The 13,931-nt window shown below is 58.3% G+C and carries 4 protein-coding genes; 2 read left to right on the top strand and 2 right to left on the bottom strand.

What is annotated here, in order from left to right; genetic code table 11:
• Positions 1-107 precede the first annotated feature (107 nt).
• Both PSR62_RS18960 and PSR62_RS18955 read right to left on the bottom strand, forming a co-directional pair.
• Positions 108-1,151, bottom strand: coding sequence for a hypothetical protein (locus PSR62_RS18960; protein WP_274404577.1), 1,044 nt, complete (start codon positions 1,149-1,151; stop codon positions 108-110).
• Entirely contained in the window at positions 1,151-4,717 is a 3,567-nt protein-coding gene (locus tag PSR62_RS18955) for a secretin N-terminal domain-containing protein (protein WP_274404576.1), read from the bottom strand. The genes PSR62_RS18960 and PSR62_RS18955 overlap by 1 nt, the downstream gene beginning before the upstream one ends.
• A 228-nt stretch (positions 4,718-4,945) precedes the next feature.
• Between PSR62_RS18955 and PSR62_RS18950 the strand changes: the two genes are divergently transcribed.
• Together PSR62_RS18950 and PSR62_RS18945 are read left to right on the top strand one after the other, a co-directional pair.
• Positions 4,946-11,908 (top strand): secretin N-terminal domain-containing protein, encoded by a 6,963-nt coding sequence (locus tag PSR62_RS18950; RefSeq protein ID WP_274404575.1) that lies wholly within the window; start codon positions 4,946-4,948, stop codon positions 11,906-11,908.
• Positions 11,909-12,241: 333 nt separating this feature from the next.
• Positions 12,242-13,927, top strand: a complete 1,686-nt coding sequence (locus tag PSR62_RS18945) for a GspE/PulE family protein (RefSeq protein ID WP_083434893.1) — start codon at positions 12,242-12,244, stop codon at positions 13,925-13,927.
• The last annotated feature ends 4 nt before the right edge of the window (positions 13,928-13,931 follow it).

The raw sequence follows: 13,931 nt of genomic DNA, 5'->3' as shown, positions 1-13,931 counted from the left end.
TTCACCCGTGGCGACAACCTGTCGTCCCTTTCGGGACTCGGTCCGGGAGTTCGGCCACGAAGTGGCGGCGTGATCCAGCCAGTGGGCGTCAGCCCATGGGGAGCGTGTCACTTGTCCATGGCGTCCGGCAGTCGTGTTGGTGTCAGGCTGGCGCTTGCTGACTGACGCGGGGCCTGTGAAAAGCCGTACCGCGGCGTTTTCGGCAGGGATGGGATCCAGCCTGCTGGGATGGAATGCTGGCGTGTCCCGTGCGGGGCGGCGTCCAGTTGCTCGTCTCCGAGGGTTCGAAACGGATACGAATGCCGGGTGGATGACGAGGTGGTGTCGTCGAGTTGTGGGGCGTTCGCAGCGGCATCCGGTGAATCAAGGTTGGCTGGAATCGGTTCCTCGGGGATCGTGACCGCGTCAACGGGCTCCGCCGGACCGGTCAGGTGGCGATAGAAGCTCGGCGGCAAGTCAATGGTTTGCGTCTGGCGACGCGGTGGTTGCGTTGTCGCTGCTTCCGCCGCTTGCCTTCGGAACGTCGCCAGTTGGGTCAACGATTTCAGATCCGTTGAACCCGATGCCTGTGTTCCACCGTCAGCCTGTTCGCTGGCCACCTTGGAACTGGCACTGGGCCGATTCAGTCCTGGCAAAAGTTTGACGGTTGAATCGGAGATCACCACGCCACCGGACCGTCCTTCGAATCGCACGATCAGGCTCAACTGTTCGTTGAAGCCTCCGACTTCGTCCCAAGGACACCACACGCTGTAGGAAATCCCCATCGACGTGTTGCTCATGTGTTCGGCGAACTGGTCGGCGGTGAACACAAACTTGCGTTTGGGCTTCGCTGAATTGGGGTTCAGGTCGTCTGCGTCAAACGCGTAAACGGCCAGCCCTCCGTCCACCTTCACAGGATCTGGATCCTGTTCGTTGTAAAAATAGATCCTGGCCCCGAAACCTCGCACGCCAGGTTTTTGTGGTTGATGCAAAACAGTGTCTGCCCACATCACCATCATGCGAGTGGGGACAACCGCTTCGGCTTCTTTCTCAAACAGTTTCTTGGACCAGGATGGTCGGTCAGGCACAAACTGGCAGCCGGCAACGCCAAACAACGCGACCAGCAAGGCCGCAGCGGCCATCTTCTGAATCGGAGCAGCGAACGGGACCATTATAGACTCCCCCTGAAACCAGAGCCGGTGGACTCACTCGGAAGACCTGGCGAGAAACCATCGGGTGTCCCCAATGAATCGGGCTCAGGCAGCAGTTCGGGGTCGGCAGGAAATTCGGATTCCAGAACTGGTGATTCCAGCACACGCTGTCCCCGGGGATCGTCGTGCGGGTAGATCACTTCGATCCCATCGTCTTGGTGCGAGTTCGAGAACAAGGGATCCATCACTGGCTCGCCGATGATTTCACCATGCAGATTGAATACATCGCACGCACACCAGCTCATGCGAGCCATTTCGGTTTGCTTCAAGCGTTCCATGTCGGCCTCGGAACGCACAATGTGAGGGGTCAGGATGATCAACAATTCAGCCCGTGTGTTTGAGACGGAGTCAAAGCGGAACAGATGCTTCAGCAGGGGGATGTCGCCCAAGTAAGGAACCTTGCGATGATGTTCCTTTTTCTTCGTTGATATCAGTCCGCCCAAGACGATGGTTTCCCCGTCGGCGGCACTGACTGTTGCTTGCGCGCTCGCCACGTTGACTCGCGGACTCCGCACCACCGTGCCATCGGAGGTAGCCGAAACTGGGATGCCCTCCGATTCGGGGCCCACCTCGGATTTTTCGGCGTCAATTTCCATCGTCACGTTGCCCTCTGGGCTGATCCTGGGCGTCACGCCAAGAATCAAACCAACGTTCTCCATCGTGATGGTGTTCTGTTGCCCGATTTGAGTGATCGTCGAGCCTGTGATCCGTGGGACTCGTTGCCCCACTTGAATGAATGCGGATTGATTGTCGAGCGTCAGAATCTGAGGTCGGCTGAGCACTTCCAGACGACGAGATTCTTCCAGTGCTCTCAACAAGGCGCTGACATTTTGACTGCTGGCCGACAACACCAACCCGCCAAAGCCAAGCTCAGCATTGGAGCGACCGAGCGAAAAGTTTGAGAGACCTTGGCCAGCGACATTGGCGGCACTGGATACGGCTTGTGCAGAACCGCTGTTTCCAAGTGGATCGACGCTGTTGAAGTTGAACCCGGGATCATTCGTGGCGGAGACCACGCTGTCTTGTGTCGTGGATGTCACTGCTCCGCCCGGCGATGTCACGTTCGTCGTGCTGGTGACCGTCAACAGATCGCCCAACAAGCTCCGGTCGAATAGAACCGAATCTTGGATCCCAAGCTCGACACCAAATTCATCGGTGTTGTTGAGTGCAACTTCTGCGATCAAGACTTGGATCATCACCTGCGGGGGTTGTTCATCAAGTTTCTCGATCATCGTTCTGATTTCGGTGAAGTAGCGAGGCGTCGCACTCACGATCAGCTTGTTCGATACCGGTTCGGGGACGACCACCACTTCTTTTTCCAGTTGCGCGAACGGATTCAAGGTGGCCGGCGATGCGTTTTCGACTTGTCGCGTGTTCCGCAGGAACTCGTTGATGGCCAAGGCAACATCAACCGCAGGCGAATTCTTCAACTGGTAAACAATGTTCTGCCGTTGCATTGCGTCCGCTTCATCAAGTCGCAGCAGCAGTGCATCCACAATTTTCAAATCACCGTCGGAACCGGTGGCGATGATGCTATTGCTCCGCACGTCGACCGTGAATCGCAAAGGAGCGAGTGAGGATTCGCCAGGCGAACTGGACAACTGGGCGCTCGTCACAGGGTCGGCACCCACCTGACTTGGCAACAATGAGCGAAGCGTGAGAATCAGGCTCGCCGCATCACCATTTTGAATCGGGAAGATCTTGATCTTGGCGACCATGCCGGGTGAATCAAGTTTTTCGATCAACGCTTCGATGACCTCGAAATTTTCAGCCGGCGACGAAACGATCAGGTTGTTTTTGCGTGCATCCACTGTGATTTGGACGTTGTCCAGAATGCCAGACATGATCGTCTCGCCCCGTCCCATGTCATCCAGCATCAGTTCCATCGCACTGGGACGTGCACTGGTGCCGGCGGTGGAAATGGTTTCGCGGAGCGTCTCAGCGACATCGGCGGCCAAGCTATTTTGGATCTCGAAAACCCGCGTCCGCTGGACCGTCCCACCCTCCAGGGTGTCGAGTCGCTCGACCAACCGAGCCACTTCCAGCATGTCTCGCGGGGCCGCGTGAATGATCAGCGAATTCGTGCGTGAATCAATGGTGGATTGGATCGTCGTCGCGAGACCACCTTGGCGATTGGCAAAGAAGGTTCTGACCGTTTCTTGCACGGAAGCGGCGGACGCATACTTCAATCGAAACAGATTGAATTGGCTTTCCGGGGGAACCGGTTGATCCAGTTTGCGGATCAATTCTTTGAGTGCGGCCACGGCATCGCCCCACCCCAACAGCAGGATTGCATTTGGTTTGCCCAATGGAGTCACGGTGGCGCGGCCCTGACGCGTCCCCAGCAAACTGTCTTGGGTTTGTTCGATCAGGTCGGCGATGCTTTGCGAATCGGTGTGCTTGAGATGAAGGACCTCAATCGCTGGTTGTGTTTGGCGACTGAGCTGTTCGAGTTCACGGATGATTTCCGCCAATTGGTCCAAGTCTTGATCGCGACCTCGCAGAATGATGGCGTCCAGGTCTGGCAATGTTTGCACCTCAACACCTTCCAACTGGGGCAGTGAGGGGCTTGCGGTTCTTGGTTGCGGAGCACGATTGGGTGCACCGTTCGTGCCTTCTGGCTCACCCGTCAGGGCGGGCAATTCTTCGGGCACCTGGGTCGAGACTTGGCGAAGTCCGGTGAGTCGATACAGCAGTTGAGACCGAGGATCGTTGGCACTCGCACCGTTGGTGTGGGAGGGAATAGTGCCGGATGGGTTCGTTGAACGCAACATTTGTTCCACGTCAGCTTGCACGTCTTGCTGCAGCATCAAGACACGTTGCTGAGGCTGGCCCGTCAGGCTCGACGGTTGCCGCTGATAGCGTTCTACAAGTGCCGAGAGCAAACGGCCAAATTGGTTGACCACCGAGACTGGACCATCGACGAGCACGTCTTCCCGTTCGAGATCGAACCCGATTCGCAGCGTTCCTGAGGGAGTCGCGAGCGACCATTGTCCTGACGGTGCGTGCCCATCGGATGCAGCGTTGGCCGTCAGACGTTGGTCAAAGAGACGCAACAATTCGTCACGGATGACCTTGGACTGGCCTGTCGGCAGCGGCATCAACCGCCTGGTCGTTTCGATGTTGGCTGGGGCGGACTGAGTCGGCGGCAGCAATTGAGCGGAGCGGTCGGGTGAAGCAACCGGATTGGATGCCGCGTTCCAACGTGAGGGAGCCTCCTGCGAAGCCTGTGCGGGTTCCACTCTTGGTATGTCAACGCGCTGCAGCACCTGTTTGAACAGATCGTGAACCCACGGTGGACCCGCGACGGAAATTCGATCGTGCTGCGTGTCGGTGTGCAGTCGCACATCGGGCGAACTTGCGACCAAGGGCGTGAAGACTTGTTCGATTTCCGCGGCCGTTCGAAAACGCATCGCGTACGAAATCGTCTCCGTCGTTCCCACGGTTTGCGCAACGCTGGAGCTCGCGCCGAGCGAGATGATCAGCAACAACAGAATGTGAATGGTTCGGTGCCGAACGTGTGGCATCCTAACTTCCGGCTTTCGTAGAAAGAAATATCGGCGCGCACAGTCGCCTGTCGCCGAGAATTGTCAGCGTCTCGAACTAGGCAATTGATTGCTCGCCTGTCAAGTCAAGTTGCGGTGTTTGCTTGACCCACTGACGGCACGAGTTAGAGTGACGATCTGGTTCGAAGTTCCCCTGAACCCTCCCCCCACAAGCTTCCGATTTGCGAAGCTCCCGCCGGATTCAACTCCATGCTGCCCCCCCGACACCTGATTCGCGTCGTTCCATTGCTGTTGGTTTGTGCATCGCTGCCGCCGGTCGCGGCCCAGCCTCCGGATCAAACCACGCCAGCGACCGCCGATCCAACAGCGGAATCTGAAACCACCCCCCCGGCTTCATTGGGATCGCCATTTCCTGCCGACCAAGTCAGTCGATTGGTCCACCCGGAGATTGCCGCCGAATTGGGCTTGGACGATCAACAGCGTGCCAAGATTCAATCGTTGCTTGTCGAACGGCTCGAAATCAGCGCGTCGCCAGACGCTGCCGATCAGAAGGCACGTTTGATCGCGATCGACCAACAAATTCGTGACACGCTCAACGCCGATCAGCTGAAACAATGGAGCACGACTGGCCCCACCAGTGCGTTGCGTTTTCAATTTCGTGAGCAGGCCTGGGGCGATGTGTTGGATTGGTTCGCCCGCCAGGAAGGTTTGACGCTGGTGATGAACCAGGTCCCGCCGGGCACATTCACCTACACCGACACGCGATCGTACAATGCGTCCGAGGCGATCGATTTGCTCAACAGTGTGTTGTTGACGCGAGGTTACACGCTGGTTCGTCGCGAAAAGATGCTGACGGTGTTGCAGCTCTCCAATTCAATCCCGATTGAATTGATACCGCGTGTTCCGTTGGAAAATCTGCCCAGTCGCGGCAGGTTCGAATTGGTCAGCGTCCTGTTTTCTCTCGGCAACCGTCCGGTCGATGCGGTGATCAACGAGGTCCAGCCTTACCTGGGAACCTTTGGCCGCGCGATCCCGTTGCCGCAAAGCAAGCAGTTGTTGGTCGTTGAAACGGCTGGCAAGATGGACACGATCAATGTTTTGATCAACACAGTCCCAGAGCCACGGGCGACCCCGAAACCTGACAAGCCCGAGAAGCCGCCCGCACCCGTGTTTGCAGCCTACGCGCTCGGGGACCTCGATCCCGTTGTCGTGCTGAGTGCGATGAAGGAACTGGTCGGCAGCGAGCGGATCGCGGTCGATGAGAAAACCAGACTGCTGACCGCCTTCGTGATCCCCACGCAACAGACCGCGATCCAGACCGCCGTTGAAAAAATGCGTGAGGAAATCGAGGCCGCGCCAGCGAGTGTCTCCGTCGCTTACCCACTGCGTCATGGCAGTGAGGAACAAATTCGCGAACAAGTCACCGCGATCGCACCGCGTGCCACGGTCAGTGTTGACGCGGTTGCGGCACGGGTGCTGATCACCGCGTCCCCCGATGAACAGGCACGGATTGCCGAGGCTTTCTCTGCGATGGGCATCTCGGCAATGAAATCCGACATGGAAGTCAAAGCGTTTCAGGTCGACCCCGTTCAATCCACCGTCATTTCCAGGGCTTTGCAGTCAATGATCCCGGCGGCCCAGGTCGTGGGCAACGCATCGTTGGGAACCGTTGTCGTTCGCGGCACTGCCGATGACATTGCCTTGGCCGAACAGGTGATCGAGCGTTGGCGTGGTGCGGACCTGGACAGCGGAACGACTTTGCATGCGTTCGATCTGCCACTCCCTGGAACCGCCGATTGGCTTGCGACGGTCGCCAAGGTCATTCCAAGAGCACAGATTTGGTTGGACTCGGAGGCGAAAAAACTGGTCCTGCTGGGCTCCGCCGAAGAGAAGACTCGTCTCGAAGCGATGCTGCCCCAATTGCTGACCGCTTTGCCGGCACCCCCTGAACGCATGCTCAAGACGTATGCATTGTCGGCGACGGAATTGACCCGTTGGCAACAGTTGGCACCCGTTCTCGCCGCACAAATTCCAGGCATCCAACCGATCGTGCGTCCGGCGGGCGACGATGGTTCCTCGGAGTTGTTGGTGTGGGCCACCGAACAAGACCACGTCCGCCTGGGCGAAGCGATCTCGCAACTCAAGCAGGCGACCCCGCAGACAGCGCTGCACTGGCCGAAGGTTTACGATCTGGACCAGCGCGACCCCGCCCTGTTCAGCGAACTGTTGTCGATCCGGTTCCCCGGTGCCCGAGTCACCGCGGATGCCGCTTCGGGACAACTGACCGTGTGGGCCGAACAAGAGACGCATGGGAAAGTGGCCGAACTGCTGGCGCAGATCTCCGACGAACTGCCGTCGAATCCTGAGTTGGTCCTCCAGAGTTATCGTTCCGCAGGCCGCACGCCGACTGAACTGCAGGCCTTGCTGGCACCCGTGATTGCTTCCGTCACGGCCGCGGGAAGTCGCGGCACGTTCCAACCGATTGGACCGATCACGGTCGACACGGCCGGGCGACGATTGTTCGTCATGGCCACCGCCGAGGCACACCAACAGGTCGGTGAATTCGTCAAAGAGCTCGACAAGCCAATGCCGGCGGAGCAAGAACTGATTTTACTGGCCTACAGCCTGGCGGAAGCCCAAGCGACGGATGTGAAGCTGCTGATCGACCAAGCGATCGACGGTGCGACGGTGATCGCCGATGATCGGCGTCAGCAGCTGGTTGTCACGGCGACGCTGGCGCAGCATGGACGGATCAAAACGCTGATCCAGGAAGTCGACCGGCCCGCATCCAAGTTCGCCAGCGAGGAAATCCGGGCTTACGAACTGAATGACCTGCAGGCGGCAACCATGCTGCCGACGTTGCAGGCCATGTGGCCGCGAATGAAGCTGTCCGTCGATGCCACCAGCAACCGAATCGTTGCCTCGGGCAATGCCAAGGACCATGAAACGTTCCACCTATCGATTGAGCGACTCAACACGTCGGCGACGGGCGAATCGATGCGGGTGGAGACGTACAGTCTTCCAATTGGCGACTTGAAAACATTGCCGACCGTGCTCAGTCAAATTGCCCCGCAAGCGATCATCAGCACCGACACGGCCAACCGCGCGGTGGTGGTCTGGGCCAGCGAAGAGCAGCACAAGCGAGTCGCAACGGCAATCGAACAACTCACCACGGCGGCAGAAGATCGCCGTGAGATCGAGGTCCATCAAGTCGCCCCGGAAAAGGCAGCCGCGACACGATTGGTCCTGGTGACTCTGTTTCCCACCGCCAGCATCGGTGCCGACGCGGCAAGCGGGCAATTGACGATCCTGGCGCCCAAGGACTTGCAGCAAAAAATCGCTGCCGTGTTGGCAAAGACCACGCAAGCCGACAAGGAAGGATCGAAGCTGGAGCCTCGACTGTACGAAACCACCGCCGAGATACGCACGGCGTTCACCAGTGTCATGGCCACCACAGTGCCTCGTGCGACCGTCATTGTGACCGGTTCGACGAACCCCAACCAAATGATGATTCTGGCCTCACCCGAGGATCACGAACGCGTCGCGACACTGCTCCAAAAGCTGGCCGACGAAACGGGGCCATTGCCCGAAACCAACGTGCGGGCTTACGAACTGGACCGTGCCGATCCCACGGCGTTTCAAACATTTCTCGCCGAACGCCAACCCGCTGCCAAGATTCTCAGCGGCGCGGGGACCAACCGCTTGGTGATCTCAGCCACCGAACAGGCCCACGCGGGGATCGCCCAGATCATCGAAGAACTGGAAAGGGTCTTTTCGGAAGCGGGCCAGCGAGAATTGCAGGTCTACCCGATTCGCAAGGATCTGACACAGCAAGCCGTCACGGGCGTGTCCACCGAGGTCCCACGAGCGAGGCTGCTGCCGAGCGCCGACCCGGAACGGATCCTGTTGCTCGCGTCACCCACGGAACACACCAAGTTTGCGGCGTGGTTGAAACAGTTGCAGGAACAGGTCCCAGCACCGGAACCGACCACGTCGGTCGTCTACCCGTTGGAATTCGGTGACCCGACGGGTGCCGTTCGTGTCCTCACAACGCTGCTGCCGCAGGTTGTCTTTGCCGCCGATGTCGTGGGGAAATCGGTTGCAGCGACCGGCACTGCGGAGGACCACGAAACCATCCAAGCGTTCATCCAGCAGTACGACGACCGCCAAATGGACAACGCGGAAACCAAGGTGTTTGAACTGGGCGATGCCGACGCAGCGTCGCTTTCGTTGGCCGTCACACAAATGGCACCGACGGCTCGCGTCACGCCGGATCGGATCAGCAATCGATTGATCGTGACCGCGCCCAAGGAGATTCTGGAACGCATCTCGGTGGCGATTGACAGCATGGAATCCGACCCCGACAAGCAACGTACGACCAAGAGTTATGAGCTGGATGAAGGCACGACTTACTCGCTTTCGCCCGCGATCCAAGGCTCGTTCCCGCGTGCCAAGATCGCCGCCGACACAACCAACAACCGTCTGATCATTTCTGCGACCGAGGCCGAGCATCTCGAAATTGAAAAACTATTTGATTCGTTGAACTCAGCTGAAAGGAAGGTGATCAAGAGCTACGTCCTCGAAAGCGGCCGCGCTTCGACCACCCGCCTGGCATTGCTGTCCAGTTTTCCAAAGACCACCATCTCAGCGGACTCCACGACCAACCACGTGATCGTTTCCGCCAGCGAAGAGGACCATGCGAAGATTGCCGAAGTGATCCAAGCCATGAACGCCGATGGGAAACAAACCACCAAGAATTACGCCTTGGAAAACGGCAGTGCGGCGGCAATCCGGTTGGCATTGCAGTCCAGTTTTCCGAGCACAACGGTCTCCACGGACACGGTCAACAACAGCTTGGTCGTCTCGGCCAGCGAAGCCGACCACCTGATGATCGAGGCGTTTGTCAAACAGCTGAACACGGGGCAAACCAAGCTCACCAAGACCTACGCGTTGGAGACTGGTCGTGCCACGACGACGCGTTTGGCGTTGCTGGCCAGTTTTCCGCTGACGACCATCTCCGCGGATTCGGTCAGCAACCACCTGATCGTTTCTGCCAGCGAAGAGGATCACGCGAAAATCGCCGAAGTGATCCAGGACATGAACGCGGATGGGAAGCAAATCGCCAAGAACTACGCCTTGGAAAACGGCAGTGCCGCGGCCATCCGGTTGGCGTTGCAGTCCAGTTTTCCGAAGACCACCGTCTCGGCCGACACAACCAGCAACAGCTTGATCGTCTCGGCCAGTGAAGAAGACCATCTGATGATCGAGGCGTTTGTCGAACAGTTGAATGCGGGCGGGCAACAGATCACGCAGAGTTATGCACTTGAAAATGGCAACGCGGCGACGCTGCGACTGGCTCTGCAAGCGACGTACCCACAAGCCACGATTGGGGCCGACTCGGTCAACGACACCCTGATTGTTTCTGCCCCCGAGAAAGAACAGCAAGAAATCGCCGAGCTCGTGCAGCAGATCAACGACGCCCCTGCACGATCGACAGAGATGCAAGCTTACCCCTTGGCCAAGGCAAACCCGCAGAGTGTGGTCGAGGCTCTGCAGCAAGCGTTCGGTCGACGGTCGACCGTGGGAGTCAGTGCTGATGATGAAAGCGGAACCGTGTTTGTCGTCGGCCTGCCCCGCGAGCAAGAGATTGCCAAGCAGGTGATCGAGCAGATGGATCGCATCGATTCCTTGGCACGCGATCGTCGTTTGAAAGCGTTTTCACTCGCCGGGATCGATGGCGACGATGTGGCGGAAGCCGTGCAGACCCTGTTCGCCGATGCCCGTCCACCCGTCGACGTTCGCTACGACTTCTACAATGAACAATTGGTGGTCATCGGCAATGAAGAGCAATTGAAGTTGGTCGAAGAAACGTTGGTGCAGTTTGATCCGCCCGAACGCGAACTCGAGATCTTCCCGCTCCAAGAAAACGATCCCAACTCGGTTCGCGAGGCGGTGAATTCCCTGTTTGCGGATCTGCCGACCAATGAAGTCCCGGCGATCACGGTCGACCAGGATCGCCAGCAATTGTTGATCCGCGCAACCACGCAGCAACTCGGTGAGATTCGAACCTTGCTCGGCCGGCTGGGGGAAAACGTGGTGTCGGCACCGGGGGCCGATCAAATTTCCTCCGGGATGCCTCGGTCCGGTGCTCGCGTGCGAACGATTTCGGTCGGCCGCGATTCCGAATCTCTTTTGAAGCAGTTGGAAGAGGTTTGGCCCAAACTGCGCAATAACCCACTGCGGGTGATCCATTCCGGAGAGGGCGAGTCGAATCAGGAGGTTGAGCAAGAGCTGAAGCCGCAGCCCAATCCCGCTGCAGTCGATTTGCAAAGCACGAACGATCGCCGTGACCCTGCGGTGCAGTTGGTCGCCAACCAAAGCGTCGAAAAAACAACGGACGTCTCGGAAGCGGGCGAAGTGGACAACCCAGCCGTCCTGATTCTGCCGGGTGACGGCCAGTGGGTGATTGCCTCCGAAGACACCGCAGCGCTCGACATGCTGGCGAAATTGCTGGAGGTCGCCCTGAGTCCGCCCATGACAGCTGTCACGGAAAGCGGCAACTTGTCGGTTTATGTCCTGAAACATGGCAATGCCGAGGACCTGGAAGATTTGCTGACAGACCTGTTTCAAGAAAGCCGCGCCAGTTCGCGTGCTCGATTGACCACCGACACGTCGCAAACACGGATCGTTGCCGACACGCGAATCAACGCCTTGATCGTCCAGAGTTCTCGGGCGACACGCGGTGTGATCGAAGATTTGCTGGCGGTCTTGGATTCACCTGAATTCATTGACTCGCTGCAACTGGTGACACCTCAGATCGTTCCGATCCTGCACACCAGCGCTCAACGCGTGGAGGACATGCTCCGCACGGTGTACGCCAGCCAGCTTTCACGCGGACAAAATCGGCCGCAAATCTCGATTCCCGAAGGGGTCTCCGCGGAGGTCGCTTCGATGCTGGAATTGATCAATGCCGAGAATTCAGGTCCCCTGTTGACCCTGAGTGTGGATGAAATCAGCAATTCGCTCGTGATGCGTGCCCCACCCGAACTCTCCCTGGAAATCCGTCGTTTTGTCGAGCAAATCGACCAGCAGTCTGTCAGCAATCGCGCGGGCAAAATGCGAATCATTCCCCTGCAAACGACCAATGTGGAGCAAATGGAGCAGGTTTTACAGCAATTCCTGCGAACCGGACGCGGCGGCCGAGGCCGCTGAGGAACACTTTGACTCAATGGACTTACTTCACTACCATTGAGAGTTGACACCCACCCCCAATCAATCGGGACGCCCCCAGACACGGTTGTCGTCCGGTTCCCGATCCCACCCCCAAGAGCCAAAGACTGTCGTCGGATCAGCAGACCGTGAAAGCACCTTGCGTGATTTCGCGATCGGTTGTCAGGCGTCGCCATTGCGTCTCTGCGAATGAGTCTCGCTGACTTCCCGCCGCCACGTTCGTGAGCCATGCTCTCGTCGAAGCCGGCCGGATTCTCTCGGCCGAGTCCACCGCGGGCGATGCGAGTGTTTGGCCCCCACCCAAGCGTGCTGACCATGATTACACAAATCGACGGAATCGCACCCGCCCTGAGCGCCCTGCAACTTCGGCAAGTCGCCGATTCGCTTCGAGACCGAAGTGAATTGGGCACCCTGGCCATCCAGTGGGACTTTGAAAGTGACGTCGCGTTGTTGGCGGAAACCGCACGCGTGATGGGCTTGGAATGGCTCGACGCAGAAGAAGTGGAAGTGGACCCGGCGGCTTTGGATGGCTTCCCGCTGAAGATGATTCACCGCTACGAGGTGTTTCCGCTGGAGCGAAATGAGAATTGGATCCGCTTGGCGGTCAGCAACCCGTTTTCGTTCGGAGCTTTCGACACGATCGCCACCGCGCTGTCGCTGGAAGTCCGCCCGGTGGTCGCGACGCCGGAAACCGTCCGCCAACTGATCAAACAAAACCTGGGCGTTGGCGCTGAAACGATCGACGGCCTGATCGCGATGCAGCGACAGCAGAGCGGCGATGTCCAGATGCTCGAAGAGTTGCAACTCGATGGGTCCGAGGACGCAGAAGCAGCCGCGCAGGCTTCGGTCGTCCGGTTGGTCAACGAAATCCTCAGTGAAGCCGTTGAGACGCGTGCCAGTGACATTCACATCGAGGCCCAAGAGAATCGACTGAAACTGCGATACCGGATCGACGGTGTGCTGCAACGGCAGAGCGTGCCGCAAGAGATGAACCAATTTCAGGCGGCGATCGTCAGTCGCTTGAAGATCATGTCCAAGATGAACATCGCGGAAAAACGAGTTCCGCAAGACGGACGCATCAAACTGCGTGTGGCCGGACGCGAAGTCGATTTGCGGGTCTCGATCATTCCGATGTTGCACGGCGAAGGCGTCGTGATGCGGGTGCTCGACAAATCGAACCTCAGTTTGTCGCTGCGTGACATCGGAATGCCCGAAGACACGTATCAGAAATATCAAAAGCTGATTCGGATGCCGCACGGGATCGTGTTGGTCACCGGACCCACGGGCAGCGGGAAAACAACCACGCTGTACAGTTCGCTCAATGAGATCAAATCCGAAGACACCAAGATCATCACGACGGAAGACCCGATCGAGTATCAACTCGAAGGGATCAATCAGATCCAAGTTCAACAAAAGGTTGGATTGACGTTTGCAGCCTGCTTGCGGGCGATTCTGCGGCATGACCCGGACGTGGTGCTGATTGGCGAAATTCGTGACCTGGAAACGGCGGAGAACGCCACGCAGGCCTCGCTGACCGGGCACATGGTGTTCAGCACCTTGCACACCAACGACGCCGCTGGATCGTTCATGCGATTGTGCGACATGGGCGTGGAACCGTTCCTGGTCGCCAGCACGGTTGAGGGCGTCATGGCCCAACGGTTGGTCCGGCGTCTGTGTTCCAGTTGTCGCCAAGAGTACACGCCCAACGTGGCGGAACTGCCGGACGATTTCCCATTGGAGAAATTGAACGGTCCGCTGTACCAGCCACAGGGATGTGAGCAGTGCCGTGGCACAGGCTACAAAGGCCGGATGGGGATCTATGAATTGCTGGTCACGAACGAAAAAATTCGTGACTTGGCGACCCAGCGTGCAGCCTCCAATTTGATCAAGAAGGCCGCCATCGAAGCCGGCATGCAAACGCTGCGTAGCGATGGCTGGGAAAAAGTCTGCAGTGGATTGACGACCGTGGACGAAGTGCTTCGCGTCACCAAGGCGGACTGACAGG

Origin of the sequence: Rhodopirellula sp. P2 (genome assembly GCF_028768465.1) — a bacterium.
Classification (GTDB): Bacteria; Planctomycetota; Planctomycetia; order Pirellulales; family Pirellulaceae; genus Rhodopirellula.
Note: the sequence above shows the minus strand (reverse complement) of the source record. Positions and strands in the feature narration are given on the sequence as shown.

Excerpts from the sequence above, each read along its gene's own strand:
- PSR62_RS18945 (WP_083434893.1), top strand. The coding sequence starts at position 12,242 with ATGATTACACAAATCGACGGAATCGCACCCGCCCTGAGCGCCCTGCAA.
- PSR62_RS18950 (WP_274404575.1), top strand. The coding sequence starts at position 4,946 with ATGCTGCCCCCCCGACACCTGATTCGCGTCGTTCCATTGCTGTTGGTT.
- PSR62_RS18955 (WP_274404576.1), bottom strand. The coding sequence starts at position 4,717 with ATGCCACACGTTCGGCACCGAACCATTCACATTCTGTTGTTGCTGATC.
- PSR62_RS18960 (WP_274404577.1), bottom strand. The coding sequence starts at position 1,151 with ATGGTCCCGTTCGCTGCTCCGATTCAGAAGATGGCCGCTGCGGCCTTG.